This window comes from Pseudomonas sp. ACN5, from assembly GCF_002303975.1.
In the GTDB taxonomy this organism is placed as follows: Bacteria; Pseudomonadota; Gammaproteobacteria; order Pseudomonadales; family Pseudomonadaceae; genus Aquipseudomonas; species Aquipseudomonas laurylsulfatiphila.
Window position 1 is genome coordinate 327,928 of the sequence record NZ_MRCP01000006.1, and the last position, 16,540, is coordinate 344,467.

Below are 16,540 nucleotides of genomic sequence, written 5' to 3' on the forward strand. Positions count from 1 at the left end.
TACAACATGAACGATTTTACTCTGAATGCTGAAGTGCGTTCCGACCTGGGGAAAGGTGCGAGCCGCCGCCTGCGTCGTCTCGCAAGCCTGGTTCCAGCTGTAGTTTACGGTGGCGACAAAGCCCCTGAATCCATCAGCATGCTGGCCAAAGAAGTTGCCAAACTGCTCGAAAACGAAGCGGCTTACAGCCACATCATCGAGCTGAACGTTGGTGGCACCAAGCAGAACGTCGTGATCAAAGCCCTGCAGCGTCACCCGGCCAAAGGCCACGTGATGCACGCTGACTTCGTACGCGTAGTCGCTGGCCAGAAACTGACCGCGATCGTTCCAGTGCACTTCATCAACGAAGAAGCACCGACCAAGAAAGGCGGCGAAATCTCGCACGTTGTTGCCGAGATCGAAGTTTCCTGCCTGCCGAAAGATCTGCCTGAGTTCATCGAAGTCGACCTGGCTAACGCTGAAATCGGTTCGATCATTCACCTGTCGGACCTCAAGGCGCCTAAAGGCGTTGAGTTCGTGGCCCTGGCACACGGCGATGACAAGGCTGTTGCCAACGTCCACGCTCCACGTGTTGCTCCAGAAGCTGCAGAAGGCGCTGCAGAGTAATTTTACTCTGTACGCCGGAGTGACCGGAAACATCGCGGACTAGAGCATAGCGAGAAAGCGGGCGAGAACGCGGAGTTTACATCATGGTAAATGAGCAATTTTCGTCCACTTTCGCCGCTCTCCCTGATTGCGGCGATGTTATCCACCACTCCAATGAAGGGCCCCTATCGTGACTGCCATCAAACTGATCGTTGGCCTGGGAAATCCAGGCGCTGAATACGAACAGACCCGGCATAACGCAGGGGCCCTTTTTGTTGAGCGCATCGCGAACGCACAAGGCGTGAACCTTGTGGCGGACCGCAAATATTTCGGCCTGACCGGGCGCTATTCGCACCAGGGTCAGGATGTTCGTCTGCTGATTCCCACCACGTACATGAACCGCAGCGGCCAGGCCGTGGCGGCACTCGCCGGTTTCTTCCGCATCAAGCCTGAAGAAATCCTCGTGGCGCACGACGAACTCGACCTGCCTCCGGGCGTTGCCAAGCTCAAGCAGGGCGGCGGCCATGGCGGTCACAACGGGTTGCGCGACATCATTGCGCAACTGGGCAATCAGAATACCTTTCACCGCTTGCGGCTTGGCATTGGCCACCCGGGCGTTGCCAGTATGGTTTCAAATTTCGTCCTGGGTCGTGCGCCACGCGCCGAACAGGAAAAACTCGATGCCAGCATCGACTTTGCCCTCGGCGTGCTGCCGGATATCCTCGCCGGGGAATGGAACCGCGCGATGAAAAACCTGCACAGCCAGAAGGCCTGACTCACTCCTCGGGGAAAACACCATGGGATTCAATTGCGGCATCGTCGGTCTGCCTAACGTCGGCAAGTCCACCCTGTTCAACGCCCTGACCAAATCCGGGATCGCGGCCGAGAACTTCCCCTTCTGCACCATCGAACCGAACAGCGGTATCGTGCCGATGCCGGATCCGCGTCTGGAAGCCCTGGCAGCCATCGTCAATCCAAAGCGCATCCTGCCGACCACCATGGAATTCGTCGACATCGCGGGCCTGGTTGCCGGCGCGTCGAAAGGTGAAGGCCTGGGCAACAAGTTTTTGGCCAACATCCGTGAAACCGATGCCATCGCCCACGTGGTCCGCTGCTTCGAAGACGAGAACGTGATTCACGTCTCCAACAGCGTCGACCCGAAACGCGACATCGAAATCATCGACCTGGAACTGATCTTCGCCGACCTCGACAGCTGCGAGAAGCAACTGCAGAAAGTCGCGCGCAACGCCAAGGGCGGTGACAAGGACGCAGTAGTCCAGAAAGGCCTGCTGGAGCAACTGATCGCTCACTTCACCGAAGGCAAGCCGGCGCGCAGCCTGATGAAGAACATGGGCACCGATGAAAAAGCGGTGATCAAGGGCTTCCATTTGCTGACCACCAAGCCGGTCATGTACATCGCCAACGTCGCTGAAGACGGTTTCGACAACAACCCGCACCTGGACGTTGTACGCGCCATCGCCGAAGAAGAAGGCGCCGTGGTTGTACCGGTGTGCAACAAGATCGAAGCGGAAATCGCCGAGCTCGATGACGGCGAAGAGAAAGACATGTTCCTCGAAGCCCTGGGCCTCGAAGAGCCTGGCCTGAACCGCGTGATCCGCGCCGGCTACGAAATGCTGCACCTGCAGACCTACTTCACCGCCGGTGTCGAAGAAGTCCGCGCCTGGACCGTGCGCGTCGGTGCCACCGCACCACAAGCCGCTGGTGTGATCCACACCGACTTCGAGAAAGGCTTCATCCGCGCCGAAGTGATCGCCTACAACGACTTCATCCAGTACAAGGGCGAAGCCGGTACCAAGGAAGCCGGTAAATGGCGTCTGGAAGGCAAGGATTACATCGTCAAGGACGGCGACGTGATGCACTTCCGCTTCAACGTGTAAGCCACACGCCCATGAAAAAGCCGCGTTTGATACGCGGCTTTTTTGTGCCCGGCACAATCATCCGCCACACCACCGCCCCTTTGTGGGAGCGGGCTTGCTCGCGAAGAGGGAGTGTCAGTCGAAGTACATGTGGCTGACGAACCGCATTCGCGAGCAAGCCCGCTCCCACAGGGGATGTGTGTTGGGTCAGGCCTTTTTGGTTCGCGGCAGGAAAATCGCCAACACCCCGAACAACGGCAAAAACGAACACAGGTAATACACGTACTCGATACCGTGAATATCCGCCAGGTGCCCCAGCAACGCCGCGCCAATCCCGCCGAAACCGAACATCAATCCGAAGAACACCCCGGCGATCATCCCGACATTGCCCGGCACCAGTTCCTGGGCGTACACCACGATGGCCGAGAACGCCGAGGCGAGGATGAAGCCGATGACGACGCTCAGGATGCTGGTCCAGAACAGGTCGACATGGGGCAGCAACAAGGTGAACGGTGCAACGCCGAGGATCGAGAACCAGATCACTGCCTTACGCCCGATCCTGTCGCCGATCGGCCCGCCAAAGAACGTCCCCGCCGCTACCGCACCAAGGAACAGGAACAGGTGCAACTGCGAACTGGCGACCGACAGGTCGAACTTCTCGATCAGGTAGAAGGTGAAATAGCTGGTGAGGCTGGCCATGTAGAAATACTTGGAGAACACCAGCAACCCGAGCACCACCAGCGCGCTGGTCACTCGGCCCTTGGACAGGCCGTGAGTCGCTGCCTGACCTTGCTTGAGCTTGAACAGGTTCAAGTGGTTGGCGTACCAGCGGCTGATCCGGTACAGCACGAACAGCGCAAACACCGCGAACAGGCCGAACCAGGCCACGTGCCCTTGGCCGTAAGGAATGATGATCGCTGCCGCCAGTAACGGGCCGAACGCCGAGCCTGCGTTACCGCCGACCTGGAAGGTCGATTGCGCCAGCCCGAAGCGCCCGCCCGAAGCCAGGCGCGCCACGCGGGACGCTTCGGGGTGGAAGGTCGAAGAACCGATGCCGATCAAGCCCGCCGCCAGCAAAATCAGCGGGAAGCTGCCGACCACCGACATCATCAGAATGCCGACAAGGGTGCAGACCGTACCCGCCGGCAGCAGCCACGGCTTGGGATGGCGGTCGGTGTAGTAACCCACCCACGGCTGCAACAGCGAGGCCGTCAACTGGAACGTCAGGGTGATCAGGCCGACCTGGGTGAAGGTCAGGCCATAGCTGGCCTTGAGCATCGGGTAGATCGACGGCAGCACCGACTGGATCAGGTCGTTGATCAAATGCGCCAGCGCCACCGCACCGATGATGCGCATCACCAGGGGGCTGCTTTGGGGCGTAGCGGACGCCGGCACTGAGCCGGTCTGGGCGTTGCTGATAGCCATGGGAATTTCCAGACAACAGGAGGTACAAACTGCAGGTGCGTCAATGTGCCATTTTTCAGTGCGGCAACGCCATCCCCTTAGCCTGCTAACGACCTCGATTTTCATCGCCACTCCATTGATGGCGCAACGCCATGGTCTGAATCTTGCCTTCTTTGTCGGCTTTAACGCGGCTTCCTTACAAAGGAGACCGACAATGGGAAGTTTCGCCACAGAGTCGGCCTACAGAGCGGACAAAGGTGAACTTTCGAGGCCTTTTTAGAGGGCACGAGTCGGCGGTGCAACAACCTCCGACGCACGCCAATGGTGCGTGGTGTCCAGAGGAGTCATGGGGCATGCAGGCGTTTTTATCACCGGGGATCGGACTGCTGGGGCGTTTTGGCTTTGCGCGCAAATTCCAGCTGTTGTTTCTGCTGTTTATCCTGCCGCTGGCAGGCAGCCTATGGATGATCGGCCAGGACTATCGCGACAAACTCAGCCTGATTTCCGGCGAACGTGCCGGGGTGCGGCAACTGCTGGCCCTTGATGCACTGGATGACCTGCTCGCCGCCCAGCGTGATCGCGCCGCCCGCTGGCGCGCCACGGAAACCAATCGCCAGCCGACACCGGCCACCCTCGCTGCGATGGGCGCCTTCGATGCGGTCCAACCCGCCGTCAGCCAGGCCACTGCCGAATTGGGCAATGCCCTGCAAAAAGAAGCTGCCGAGAGCGAAACACTGAGCCGTTATCAGGCCCTGCAAACCGCCCTCGATGGCCTCGACTCAAAAAGCCTGAGCGGCGTCGGCTGGTGGCCGGATGGCTACGATCGCTTCACCAACGCCCTGATCGCCCTGCAAGCCTTGCGCGAGCAGATCGCCATGGACAATCGCCTGACACTGGCGCCGTGGCTGGAGACTTATCTGCTGACGCAGATCTCCACCCAACACGCACCCGATCTGATCGAACGGGTCGGTCGCCTGGCGGCGGTGGGCCAGGCGTCGGTAGTGTCCGGGCAGTTCACCCTGCAAAGCCGCCTGCAACTGCGCGACCTGCGCAGCCGCATCGGCGATGCACGGGAGCAGCTGGTGAAAACCGCTGGCCTGCTCGAAGCGCGCTTGCCCAGCGCCCTGCAAACCTGGGCCGGGCAATACCACGACAGCCTCAAGCGCCTGGACTCAGGCCTGAAGGTGCTGGATAACGGCCTGTTCGGCGGCAGCATCAATCTCAAGCCAGAGGACTTCGAGCGCAGTCTCGACGCCCTGCTCTCCGACCTCGCTTCATTGCGCCAGCAGTCGCTGGTGTCGCTGGATCAACGCCTGGATTACTACCACGGCTCGGCGGTCCGCCAGTTCATTGTGGTGGCCGCCGTGTTCGGCTGCCTGCTGTTGGCTGCGCTGTATCTGTTCATCTGCTTGCAGGCTTCGATCCGCCGCAGCGCCAGTGGCATCACGGTATTGGCCGAGGCCCTGCGCGATGGCAATCTGAGCCTGCAAGTTCCGGTTCAGGGGCGGGACGAACTGGCGGTCATCAGCACCGCGCTGAACGTCGCCGTGGTGCAACTGCGCACCAGCCTGCAAGGGGTGGATCACGAAACCCTGCAACTGAGCCACGCAGTGCAATCCCTCAACCATCACTCCAGTGACGCCCTGGGCGAAGTCGAAGCCCAGCAATTGCAGATCAGCCAGATTGCCGCGGCGGCGACGCAACTGGCCGCCACCTCACAAGGGGTCGCCCACAGTTGCGAACAGGCGTCCGGCAGCGCCCAGCACACCCGGCGCATTGCCGCCGACAGCAGCCGCGACAGCCAGCGCACCACCGCGAGCATCCAGCAGCTCAATCAACGCCTGAACGAAACCGCTGCGGCACTGGGCCGGGTCAGCGAGCAGGGACAGCAGATTCAACTGGTGGTCGACACCATTCGCGGCGTCGCCGAGCAGACCAACCTGCTGGCACTCAACGCCGCCATCGAGGCGGCGCGGGCGGGCGAACAAGGGCGTGGCTTTGCGGTGGTGGCCGATGAAGTACGCAGCCTGTCACAGCGCACTCAATCGTCGACCGCACAGATTGCCGGCACGGTCGACAGCCTGCGTCACACCGTGAATGAGGCCGTCAACCTGATGGAGGCCGCGTGCACTCAGGCAGAGAGTGATGCACAAGCGGTCACCGGCCTTGGTGAACGGCTCGGGGAAATCGCCAGTGCGGTGCAGAGTGTCACCGATACCCTGGCGCACATCGCCACGGCGGTGGAAGAGCAGGCCAACACTGCCGACGAGGTCAGCGGTAATATCCAGCAGGTCGATCAGGCAGCGCTACGTTTGCTCGAAGGTGCCCGCGCGGTGAACCAGGCAGCGGACACCCTGAGTCAGGGCAGCAAAGCGTTAAGCGACAACACCGGGCGCTTCCGCTTGAGTTGAATCCGGTAGCCCTGCTCAGGCGCGGATCACCGCTTGCGGGAAGTCCTGCTCCAACTCGGTCTTGAGCCAGTCGATAAACCACGCCACATCCGCCGACAGTGCGTGGTCGTTGTTGACGTAGAGCATGTCCGAATTGAGGTGGATGTCGAGGTCGTTGGCGGTTTCCAGCGCTGCCCTTCACCCCTGCCTGGAAGGTAGATTTTGATAAACGGTTGAAAGCGCAGAGAAATATTTTAGATTTATGCTTGACGCATCCCCGTTACCGGTGAATAATGCGCGCCACTTGGCTACATAGCTCAGTTGGTTAGAGCATAGCATTCATAATGCTGGGGTCCGGGGTTCAAGTCCCTGTGTAGCCACCAAGTACTAAAAACGGCTTACCGAAAGGTAGGCCGTTTTTTTATGCCTGCGTTTTTTATGCCTGCGTTTTTTATGCCTCGTTTTTTATGCCTGTAGGAGCGAGCTTGCTCGCGATGGACTCAAGAGCACAGCGTTTAGCCAGTAAACACGCGTTAACGTTAACGACCATCGCGAGCAAGCTCGCTCCTACAATGTCGGCAATGCCGACAACGCCCGCTCCCAGATTTGCCACGTGCGCAACCAGACCATCGACTGCCAATCGCTATCGGCCGGATAGAACTGCTCCAGCAGATTCAACTTGATCCCGCGCCCTACGGCGTCACTCGGGTTGCCGTGCAGATGCAGCCAGTGGTCATCACGCAGATGACGATGAACGTCCGGCCCCGGATACGTTCCGCACTCGATGACGAATGGCATCAGGCGCACCTGCGGCAGCGCATCGATCAACGCCTGCGAGGTGTAGCCGGTAGCCGTCGCCGCTACGCCGGTTTCGCTCAGGGTATCGGCGCCGGTGTGCAGGCTGTAGAGCCACGGGCCGTAAATCGCCTGCGCATCCGGTAACGCCGGATAGGCGGACTCGGTGATGGTCAGCAGCATCGGATGACCGTATTCACCCGCACCGGTGTGCAAGTCGAAACACATGGCCACTTCGGCATGGGCCAGGTGCTTTTGCACGATCCGGTGCAGCGTGCGGTTCGACCAGCTCGGCGCCAGCCCGCCATAGAACAGGCCATCGGGGTGAGCATGCTGACCGCCCTCGACAATCGACATCACCGCCGGCCAGCCATGCAGGCGAATCTGCTCGTCGAGCAAGGCATCGGCACGCTCACGCTCCGGACCGTGCAACTGCGGGCAGGCATAGATTTCATGCAAGGCGTTGTAGGCCTGGTTGTCCGGCAGCGATCGCTGGAAATCCAGGTGATTGCGGTTCAGGTCGATGTTGTCTTCGTTGACCCGGCGCAACCACGCCATGCCCCAGGGGTTGATGGCATGGATCATGACCACGGCGACATCCGTTGGCAGGGAACGCTTGCCCAACTCCTGCAGCCATTTGATCTGGCAGCCCGAGCCATAGAAGCCTTCAACCCCGTGGGTGCCGCTCAGCGCGATCAACAGACGCTTGGCGCCCGGATCACCCAACACCGCCACATCGGTACTCAGCGATTCACCGAACGGACCTTTGAGCGGGTGTGGATACTCAGTCAAGGTTGCGCCTGCGGCAGCCGCTGCGGCCAGAAACTGTTCACGCTGGGTGCGATAGCCGGGCTGGATTGGGAACTCGGTGTGCATGTCTGCCTCTTGCTGATTTTCTGGCCTGCCTGTTGGCAACGACCCTACAGAAACTCCTGCCTTTGATGAAGGACAAAAACGTCAGTGCCGTAGGACCCGGTTTGCGTCCCTCCCGGTCGGCCGATAAAGTCCACTGATCGTAGATCCAACGGACGGAGTACCCCACGTGTTCTCAACCTTCGCTTTGCGCCGCCATCGCCTGCCTGCCCTGGCGCTGATCGTCAGTGCCTTGACCCTGGCCGCGTGCAACAACGCTTCGGTGCCGACGCTGCCGCTCGCCCCGGAAAGCGCTTCCGGTTTCCGCACCGATCTGAAAACTCAACACGCCGAGAAATTCATGGCAGCGGCGGCCAACCCGCTGGCAGCCGAAGCCGGGCGGGAGATGCTGCGCCGGGGCGGTTCGGCCATCGACGCGGCAATTGCGATGCAAGCGGTGTTGACGCTGGTCGAGCCACAGTCTTCGGGCATCGGTGGCGGCGCATTGATCGTACTTTGGGATGGCAAAGCCGTGCGCACCTACGACGGCCGTGAAACCGCCCCGGCCGGTGCCACCGAAAAACTTTTCCTGCAAGCCAATGGACAACCGCTGGGGTTCACCCAGGCGCAGATTGGCGGCCGCTCGGTGGGCACGCCCGGCGTATTGCGCGCCCTGGAACTGGCTCATCAAAAACACGGACGCCTGCCCTGGGCGCAATTGTTCGAACCGGCCATCCGGCTCGCCGAACAAGGCTTTGCCATTTCACCGCGCCTGCACCAGTTGATCGCTGCAGATTCGTCCATGCCACGCTCTCCGGAAATGATGGCTTACTTCCGCAATGCCGATGGCAGCCCGAAAGCCGTTGGCACCCACCTGAAGAACCCGGCACTGGCCGCCGTGTTCAAACGCATCGCCCATGAAGGCCCGGATGCCTTGTACAAAGGCCCGGTCGCCGAGGAAATCGCAGCCAAGGTCCAGGGCCACGCCAACCCCGGCAGCCTGTCCCTTGCCGATCTCGCCAACTATCAGGCCAAGGAACGCGCACCGCTGTGTACCGACTACAAACGCTGGCAGGTCTGCGGCATGCCGCCACCGTCGTCGGGCGGGATCGCCGTGGCGCAGATCCTCGGTACGCTGCAAGCCCTGGAGGCTCACGACAAGCGCCTGGCACTGGCACCGCTGAAACCGGTCAAGACCACAGCCCCGGCCGGCAGCGAACCCGACCCGCAAGCCGTGCACCTGATCTCTGAAGCCGAACGCCTGGCCTACGCTGACCGCGCGCAGTACCTGGCCGATACCGACTTCGTGCCCGTGCCGGTCAAGGGCCTGGTCGACCCGGCCTACCTCGCCAGCCGCGCCGCCCTGATCGGCGAACGCAGCATGGGCACAGCCAAACCCGGCACGCCGCCGGGCATCCGGGTGGCCTACGCACCGGACCGTTCGCCGCTGCGGATTTCCACCTCGCAAGTGGTGGCCGTCGATGACGCCGGCGGCGCCGTGTCGATGACCACCACCATCGAATCGGCGTTCGGCTCGCACATCATGGTTCAGGGTTTCATGCTCAATAACGAGATGACCGACTTCTCGTTCATCCCCGAGGAAAACGGGCAGAAAGTTGCCAACCGCGTCGAGCCCGGCAAACGCCCGCGCTCTTCCATGGCGCCGACCCTGATCTTCGACCGCCAGAGCGGCGAATTCCTCGCCACTGTCGGCTCCCCCGGCGGCTCGCAAATCATCGAATACGTGGCCAAATCCACCATCGGCCTGCTCGACTGGAATCTCGATGCGCAAGCAGCCATCAACCTGCCCAACTTCGGCAGCCGCAACGGCCCGACAGAATTGGAACAGGGCCAGTTCAGCCCCGCGCTGATTCAGGCGCTGAAAGACAAAGGGCACAGCGTGAGCGAAATCGACATGACCAGCGGCACCCAGGCGATTGTTCGGGTCAAGGACGCCCAGGGCAAAGCGTCGCTGACGGGAGGTGCCGACCCGCGGCGTGAGGGGCAGGCGCTGGGGGATTGAGTCACGCGCTGGAGTGATGAAAGGCCTGCCAGTGAGCAGGCCCTTTTTGGGGGGCTTCACTGGTCTGGAACTCACTTCATTTTCGACCCGGACGCGGTCCTTTGTGGGAGCTGGCTTGCCAGCGATGGTCGTCAACGATAACGCGTGTGATCTGGATAAACGCGGCGCACTTGCGTCCATCGCCAGCAAGCTGGCTCCTACAGTTTCGGCGTGGGCGCGTTCTTTTGTGGGAGCTGGCTTGCCTGCGATGGTGGTTAACGATAACGCGTGTGAACTGGATAAACGCAGCGCCCTTCAGCAGCGCACTTAACGACTGATCTTCAACCCCTGCCGAACCTGATGTTTTTCCAGCGCCAGTTCAATCAATCGCGTCACCAACTCGCTGTAGGTCATGCCGGTGGCCTGCCACAATTTCGGGTACATGCTGATGCGGGTGAAGCCAGGCAGCGAGTTGATTTCGTTGATCAGCACTTCGCCACTGTCGGTCAGGAACACATCGACACGGGCCAGGCCGGAGCAGCCCAGGATCTGGAACGCCTCGACGGCCAGGGCGCGAATACGCTCGCTGGCCTCGACGCTGATATTGGCCGGCACTACGACTTCTGCGGCCGTGTCGTCGATGTATTTGCTGTCGTAGGAATAGAACCCGCTGCGCACCACAATCTCGCCGCAACCACTGGCGATGGCGTCCTCATTGCCGAGCACTGCGCATTCAATCTCACGGCCGCTGACCGCAGACTCGACTAACACCTTGGTATCGAAACTCAACGCCAGCTCCACCGCTGCGCTGTATTCGGCCTCGTCGGTGACCTTGCTCACCCCCACGGAAGAGCCCTGGTTCGCCGGCTTGACGAACAGCGGCAAACCGAGCCGGGACTGAACCTCGGCAAACCCGGTGCGCGCCGCCGAGGCGCGGGTCAATGTCACGAACGGCGTCACGGCCAGGCCGGCATCACGCAGCAGACGCTTGCTGATGTCCTTGTCCATGCACACCGCCGAGCCGAGCACATCGGAGCCGACAAACGGCAGATCGGCCATGCGCAGCAAACCTTGCAGGCAACCGTCTTCACCCAGGGTGCCGTGGACGATCGGGAAGATCACATCGACGTGGCCGAGCATTTCCTGACTGCTAGTTTCCACCAATTGCTGGCTGGCTTTTCCGGGCACCACGGCGAGCTCGCGATTGGACTGATTGAGGGCGATCAGCGCCGGGTTTTCCTGGTTCAGCAAAAAGTTGGAAGGGTCGTTGAGGTGCCAGTGGCCTTGTTTGTCGATGCCGATCAGCACCGGCTCGAAGCGTGAGCGATCGAGGGCGTCGACGATATTCTTCGCCGACTGCAGCGACACTTCGTGCTCTGCCGAGCGCCCGCCAAAAATTATCCCTACACGCAGTTTTTTCATCGCCTGGCCTCCTGGTGAATGTGCTTACAACCTCAATAGTCGAAACCTTACGGCTGCAAGCTCTTGCCGTCCACCGGCTCGCCAATGGTCAGGAAGTGCCCGCCCGCCACGTGGTGCAAGGTGCGCAAGGCGTCTTGCCCTTCAAAGTGCCAGCGCCCTTCGCTAAACACGCGCTCGTCGGCCTGGGCGGCAATCACTTCGGCCAGGAACAGATCGTATTGCTGGTGGTTGTTCGGCTCTGGCAACAGGCGACATTCCAGCCAGGCCACGCAACCCTCGAGCATCGGCGCTTCGACCGACTCGCCGGTGAATGTCTGCAAGTCATAGGTCTCGAACTTGTCGCGCCCCTGGCCCTGGCTCAACTCCAGGCCGGAGGTCGAACCAACGGTCTGCACAATGTCGGCCTGGGCGGCGCAGGGAACGTTCAACACAAACGTGCCCGAGGCTTCCAGCAACTGGCGAGTCCAGGTGGACTTGTCCAGCACCACGGCAATTTTCGGTGGTTCGAAATCCAGCGGCATGGCCCAGGCTGCCGCCATGATATTGCGTTGGCCATCGTGGGCGGCGCTGACCAGTACGGTCGGGCCATGATTGAGCAGACGATAAGCCTTGGACAAGGGAACCGGACGGCGGTGGGAAGCGCTCATGGAAGTCTGCTCCTGAGGGAAAGGAGCCGATTGTAGCGCCCACGTAACCCTGTGGAGCGGGCTTGCTCGCGAAAGCGTCAGTTCGGTCACAGTTGCGTTGAATGACACACCGCTTTCGTCGGAACGCCGCCCGGAGCAAGCCCACTCCCACCAAGAGCTGATCGCAGGTCAGTTAGTGAGTTGATTGGCAAACTGCCCCACCGCATTGACCACTTTCTGTGCACCGTCCTGGATCTCGACAATCACCGTGCCCGCTTCCGCCGCCAGTGCCAGGCCCTGCTCGGCCTGGAGCTTGCCATCGGTCATCAATGCCACGGCGTTGCGCGCCATGTCCTGGTTCTGCCGCACCACGAGGACGATTTCATCGGTGGCCTGGCTGGTGCGCGACGCCAGTTGCCGGACTTCATCCGCCACCACGGCGAAGCCGCGACCCTGTTCGCCCGCACGCGCCGCTTCGATGGCCGCGTTGAGCGCCAGCAGGTTGGTCTGTTCGGCAATGCCGCTGATGGTTTTGACGATGGTGCCGATCACCAGCGACTGCTCGTTCAAGGCTTCGATGCCGTCGCCGGCGGTTTGCATGTGTTTGGCCAGGTCACGCATCACGCCCACGGCCTGGGTCACCACGGCGTTGCCGCGCTGGGCGCTTCGGTCGGTTTGTTGCGAGGTGCTGTAGGCGATGTTGGCGGCCTCGGCGACGGCGTGTTCCTGATTGACCTGATCGGTAATCACCGTGGCGAACTTCACCACCTTGTAGAGATGATTGTTGGCATCGGCCACCGGGTTGTAGGACGCCTCCAGCCAGACTGTACGACCATGGCTGTCGACGCGTTTAAAACGGTCGGCCACGTACTCGCCCGCATTCAGGCGACGCCAGAAGTTCTGGTACTCGGCACTGTTGTATTCATCAGGCAGGCAGAAGGTACGGTGATGCTTGCCCTTGATCTGCGCCAGGCTGTAACCCATGCCACTGAGGAAGCGGTCGTTGGCGGTCAGCACGTTGCCGTTGAGATCGAACTCGATCACCGCCGTGGAGCGCACCAGCGCACCGATCAGGTTCTCGTGTTCGCGGGAGGCCTCGATGGTGCGGGTCAGGTCGCTGGAGAAGATCGAGAAACACTTGATCCGACCGTCCGCCGAGCGCACTGGCTGCAGGATCGAACGCAACCAGGCTTCCTGCCCCGTGCCGCGCAACAGCCGTACCGCACCGGCGAAGTGCTCGCCACGGGTCAACGCGTTCTTGAAGCGCTGCTGGAATTCGTCGAATTTCACGTGTTCCGGGACGAGGTCGTCGATGTGCCGGCCGATCAGGTCGCCGCTCTTGTAATGCATTTCGTCGAGGAAGTTCTGATTGACCGACTGAACCCGTCCATCGCTGTCGAGGGTCAGCACCAGCATTTCGCTTTCCAGACTTTCCTTCACTTGCTGGAGGCTGGAGAGTTCTTCACGAAGAGCCGACAGCTCCTGCTTCAAGCGTTTATTGAACATGGGAAAGCACCGATGGACAGGGGTAGAAAGCGATATGCAGCCTAACCATCGGCCTTGGAAACATTTACTTAAGCGTGTTTCAGGTTTGTCCTACAAAAATAGTTACAACGGGTCCGATCAATGCGCGCCAGCGGCAGAACAGCCTGCGATTCTCGGCATCCGCACACCGAAGTACGCCGCACTGCCCACGCCCACCGCGCCCATCACCGCACTGAACATCACGCAGATCCACGGGCTCCACGGCATCAGGCCGATCAACAACAGCGGTGTAATGCTCGCCCACGCGGCGTAGGCAATGTTGTAGGTGAACGAGATGCCCGAGACGCGAATTCGCGCCGGGAACAGGCTGACCATCACCGATGGCACCGCGCCGACCACCCCGCAGGCCAGCCCTGCCACGGCGTAAGCCAGGCCGATCCAGTCGCCGCCCATGATCAGACAGCTGTAAAGCACACCGATGCCCAGCGGCAGCAGCAAGCTATAGAGCATCACCGTGCGCCAGGCGCCGATGCGGTCGACCAGCAGCCCGGCGAGCACGCAGCCGATGTTCAGGAACACGATGCCCAGTGCGCTCAAGGCGAAGGTATGGCTGGCGGTCATGCCAAAGGTTTTCTGCATCATGGTCGGGGTAATGACCACGAAAACCACCACGGCCGAGGTCAGCACACAGGTGAGAATCATCGCCGGCAAAATGGCCAGCCGATGCTCACGCAGGACCGTGCGTAGCGGCAGTTCGCCAGCCGCCTCGCGCTGCGCCTGCATGGCCATGAACACCGGGGTTTCGCTGAGCCAGCGACGCAGCCAGACGCCGATCACTCCAAACACGCCGCCGAGCAGGAAGGGATACCGCCAGGCGTAATCGAGAATTTCCGCCGGAGTGAAGGCCTGCGCCAGGAAGGTCGCGGTCAACGCACCGATCAGATAGCCGAAAGTCAGCCCCGCCTGCAGGAAACCCAGGGCATAGCCCCGGTGACCGATCGGCGCATGCTCGGCGACGAAAACCCAGGCACTCGGCACTTCGCCGCCCACCGCCGCGCCCTGGAGAACACGCAGGACCAGTAGCAACAAGGGTGCGAAATAACCGATTTGCGCGTAGGTCGGCATGATCCCGATCAGCAGGCAGGGCAACGCCATCATCAGGATGCTCAGGCTGAAGACTTTCTTGCGCCCCAGGCGATCGGCGAAGTGCGCCATCAGGATGCCGCCCAACGGTCGCGCCAGGTAACCGGTGACGAAAATCCCGAAGCTTTGCAGCAGGCGCAGCCACTCGGGCATTTCCGGCGGGAAGAACAACTGACTGAGGGTCAGGGCGAAAAACACGAAAATGATGAAGTCGTAGATTTCCAGCGCCCCGCCGAGGGCGGCAAGCCCCAGGGTCTTGTAGTCCGAGCGGCTGAACGGCGCCGGGCGCGAATCGGTGTTGGCAGTCATGTAAAGAACTCTGGCACAGGCAAAAACCAAGGCGCCCATGGTCTACGCAAACGCGCTGGCGGACAACCCGTTAGACCAAAGTCCCATAGCCACAAATCAGCCCCGCAAAAATCCACGGCTTGAATTAATGTTGGCGTCTGTCCAGACGGGCGGTTACCGCCCCGAAGACCACTACAAACATAAAAATTCGAGGTACCCCCGTGGCCGCTGATATCGAAGATAGCCGCTCCGCCCGCTTTGCCCTGCGCTGCTCAAGTTTTGCCGAACGCTGGTTCCCCGACTCCTGGGTGTTTGCTGCCCTGGCGGTGATTATCGTGGCGGTGGCCACCATGGCCATGGGCGCCAAGCCCACCGACGCCGCCATGGCCTTCGGTGATGGCTTCTGGAGCCTGATCCCCTTCACCATGCAGATGGCCTTCGTGGTGATCGGCGGTTATGTGGTCGCCAGTTCACCACCGGCGGTGAAACTGATTGACCGCCTGGCGAAAATCCCGAAAAACGGCCGCTCTGCCGTGGCCTGGGTCGCGCTGATCTCGATGGTCGCCTCGTTGCTGAACTGGGGCTTGTCCCTGGTGTTCGGCGGATTGCTGGTGCGCGCCCTCGCCCGCCGTACCGATCTGAAAATGGATTACCGTGCCGCCGGTGCCGCCGCCTACCTGGGGCTCGGTGCCGTGTGGGCCCTGGGCCTGTCGTCATCGGCCGCTCAATTGCAGGCCAACCCGGGTAGCCTGCCGCCCTCGATTCTGTCGATCACCGGGGTGATTCCATTCACCCAGACGATCTTTCTCTGGCAGTCCGGCGTGATGTTGCTGGCCCTGATCGTGATTTCGCTGATCATCGCCTACGCCACCGCCCCCGGCCCGAATTCGGCGCGTGACGCCAAGGCCTGTGGCGTCGACCCGAGTTTCAACCTGCCGCCGCTGCAACCACGCACCCGCCCCGGCGAATGGCTGGAGCACAGCCCGCTGCTGACGATTCTGCTGGTGCTGCTGGCTGCCGGATGGTTGTTCCATGAGTTTTCGACCAAACCGGCCATCAGTGCGATTTCCGGGCTGAACACCTACAACTTCCTGTTCATCATGCTCGGTGCCCTGCTGCACTGGCGCCCTCGCAGCTTTCTGGATGCCGTGTCCCGTGCGGTGCCGACCACCACCGGGGTGTTGATCCAGTTCCCGCTGTATGGCTCGATCGCTGCACTGATGACCACGGTCAAGGGCGCCGATGCGCAGACCCTGGCGCATCACATCTCGACCTTCTTCGTCAGCATTGCCTCCCACGACACCTATGCCGTGCTGATGGGCGTGTATTCGGCGATCCTCGGCTTCTTCATTCCGTCCGGTGGCGGCAAGTGGATCATCGAAGCGCCGTACGTGATGCAGGTGGCCAATGACCTGAACTATCACCTGGGTTGGGCGGTACAGATCTACAACGCCGCCGAAGCCTTGCCGAACCTGATCAACCCCTTCTACATGCTGCCATTGCTGGGCGTGCTGGGGCTAAAGGCGCGGGACCTGATCGGTTTCTCGTTCGTGCAGTTACTGGTACACACGCCACTGGTGCTAGTGTTGTTATGGGCACTGGGGACGACGCTGGCGTATTTGCCGCCAGTCATGCCGTAACCTAAAGGAAAGGGGCCGGTATTGATCGGCC

At 61.2% G+C, this 16,540-nt stretch carries 12 protein-coding genes, 1 tRNA gene and 2 pseudogenes; 7 read left to right on the plus strand and 8 right to left on the minus strand.

What is annotated here, in order from left to right:
• Positions 1–6: 6 nt before the first annotated feature.
• The 3 genes from BSF40_RS14205 (at position 7) to ychF (ending at position 2,483) form a co-directional block, all read left to right on the plus strand.
• Complete coding sequence (locus tag BSF40_RS14205; protein ID WP_007973891.1) at positions 7–606, plus strand: 50S ribosomal protein L25/general stress protein Ctc; 600 nt, start codon at positions 7–9, stop codon at positions 604–606.
• Between the two features lie 169 nt (positions 607–775).
• On the plus strand, positions 776–1,360 hold the full coding sequence (gene pth, locus BSF40_RS14210) for an aminoacyl-tRNA hydrolase (protein WP_046030136.1): 585 nt from the start codon (positions 776–778) through the stop codon (positions 1,358–1,360).
• Positions 1,361–1,382: 22 nt separating this feature from the next.
• A complete protein-coding gene (ychF, locus tag BSF40_RS14215) occupies positions 1,383–2,483 on the plus strand; it encodes a redox-regulated ATPase YchF (RefSeq protein WP_095965583.1) in 1,101 nt (366 codons plus the stop codon).
• Between the two features lie 186 nt (positions 2,484–2,669).
• Here the strand turns inward: ychF and BSF40_RS14220 are convergent, their stop codons facing one another.
• A complete protein-coding gene (locus BSF40_RS14220) occupies positions 2,670–3,887 on the minus strand; it encodes an MFS transporter (RefSeq protein ID WP_095965584.1) in 1,218 nt (405 codons plus the stop codon).
• 854 nt (positions 3,888–4,741) lie between these two features.
• Between BSF40_RS14220 and BSF40_RS14225 the strand changes: the two genes are divergently transcribed.
• On the plus strand, positions 4,742–6,277 hold the full coding sequence (locus tag BSF40_RS14225) for a methyl-accepting chemotaxis protein (protein ID WP_371918085.1): 1,536 nt from the start codon (positions 4,742–4,744) through the stop codon (positions 6,275–6,277).
• A gap of 15 nt (positions 6,278–6,292) precedes the next feature.
• Here BSF40_RS14225 and BSF40_RS33510 read toward each other — a convergent pair.
• Positions 6,293–6,436 (minus strand): annotated as a pseudogene (locus BSF40_RS33510) (LysR family transcriptional regulator); the annotation flags it as partial.
• A 126-nt stretch (positions 6,437–6,562) separates the two neighbouring features.
• Between BSF40_RS33510 and BSF40_RS14235 the strand changes: the two are divergent.
• Positions 6,563–6,639 (plus strand) — tRNA-Met (locus BSF40_RS14235).
• A gap of 184 nt (positions 6,640–6,823) precedes the next feature.
• Here the strand turns inward: BSF40_RS14235 and BSF40_RS14240 are convergent.
• Positions 6,824–7,927, minus strand: a complete 1,104-nt coding sequence (locus tag BSF40_RS14240) for a DUF2817 domain-containing protein (protein ID WP_095965586.1) — start codon at positions 7,925–7,927, stop codon at positions 6,824–6,826.
• Between the two features lie 166 nt (positions 7,928–8,093).
• On the opposite strand from BSF40_RS14240, the gene ggt reads away from it, so the two are divergent.
• A complete protein-coding gene (ggt, locus tag BSF40_RS14245) occupies positions 8,094–9,926 on the plus strand; it encodes a gamma-glutamyltransferase (RefSeq protein ID WP_095965587.1) in 1,833 nt (610 codons plus the stop codon).
• A gap of 306 nt (positions 9,927–10,232) precedes the next feature.
• Here the strand turns inward: ggt and ddlA are convergent, their stop codons facing one another.
• From ddlA to BSF40_RS14270, 5 genes and pseudogenes are all read right to left on the minus strand, one after another.
• Positions 10,233–11,327 (minus strand): D-alanine--D-alanine ligase, encoded by a 1,095-nt coding sequence (gene ddlA / locus BSF40_RS14255; protein WP_095965588.1) that lies wholly within the window; start codon positions 11,325–11,327, stop codon positions 10,233–10,235.
• A gap of 47 nt (positions 11,328–11,374) precedes the next feature.
• Positions 11,375–11,974: a flavin reductase family protein gene (locus BSF40_RS14260; RefSeq protein ID WP_095965589.1), complete on the minus strand. Its 600-nt coding sequence runs from the start codon at positions 11,972–11,974 to the stop codon at positions 11,375–11,377.
• 168 nt (positions 11,975–12,142) lie between these two features.
• Positions 12,143–12,751: a methyl-accepting chemotaxis protein gene (locus tag BSF40_RS33515; protein WP_256589505.1), complete on the minus strand. Its 609-nt coding sequence runs from the start codon at positions 12,749–12,751 to the stop codon at positions 12,143–12,145.
• A pseudogene (locus BSF40_RS33520) lies at positions 12,734–13,459 on the minus strand (PAS domain-containing protein); the annotation flags it as partial. The pseudogene BSF40_RS33520 and the gene BSF40_RS33515, both read right to left, overlap by 18 nt.
• 117 nt (positions 13,460–13,576) lie before the next feature.
• Positions 13,577–14,890: an MFS transporter gene (locus tag BSF40_RS14270; RefSeq protein WP_095965591.1), complete on the minus strand. Its 1,314-nt coding sequence runs from the start codon at positions 14,888–14,890 to the stop codon at positions 13,577–13,579.
• Between the two features lie 200 nt (positions 14,891–15,090).
• On the opposite strand from BSF40_RS14270, the gene BSF40_RS14275 reads away from it, so the two are divergent.
• The gene (locus BSF40_RS14275; protein WP_095965592.1) at positions 15,091–16,509 is read left to right on the plus strand and encodes a short-chain fatty acid transporter; all 1,419 of its coding nucleotides are present in this window, start codon (positions 15,091–15,093) and stop codon (positions 16,507–16,509) included.
• Positions 16,510–16,540 lie beyond the last annotated feature (31 nt).

Excerpts from the sequence above, each read along its gene's own strand:
- BSF40_RS14205 (WP_007973891.1), top strand. The coding sequence starts at position 7 with ATGAACGATTTTACTCTGAATGCTGAAGTGCGTTCCGACCTGGGGAAA.
- BSF40_RS14220 (WP_095965584.1), bottom strand. The coding sequence starts at position 3,887 with ATGGCTATCAGCAACGCCCAGACCGGCTCAGTGCCGGCGTCCGCTACG.
- BSF40_RS14260 (WP_095965589.1), bottom strand. The coding sequence starts at position 11,974 with ATGAGCGCTTCCCACCGCCGTCCGGTTCCCTTGTCCAAGGCTTATCGT.
- ychF (WP_095965583.1), top strand. The coding sequence starts at position 1,383 with ATGGGATTCAATTGCGGCATCGTCGGTCTGCCTAACGTCGGCAAGTCC.
- BSF40_RS14270 (WP_095965591.1), bottom strand. The coding sequence starts at position 14,890 with ATGACTGCCAACACCGATTCGCGCCCGGCGCCGTTCAGCCGCTCGGAC.
- BSF40_RS14240 (WP_095965586.1), bottom strand. The coding sequence starts at position 7,927 with ATGCACACCGAGTTCCCAATCCAGCCCGGCTATCGCACCCAGCGTGAA.
- ddlA (WP_095965588.1), bottom strand. The coding sequence starts at position 11,327 with ATGAAAAAACTGCGTGTAGGGATAATTTTTGGCGGGCGCTCGGCAGAG.
- BSF40_RS14225 (WP_371918085.1), top strand. The coding sequence starts at position 4,742 with ATGGACAATCGCCTGACACTGGCGCCGTGGCTGGAGACTTATCTGCTG.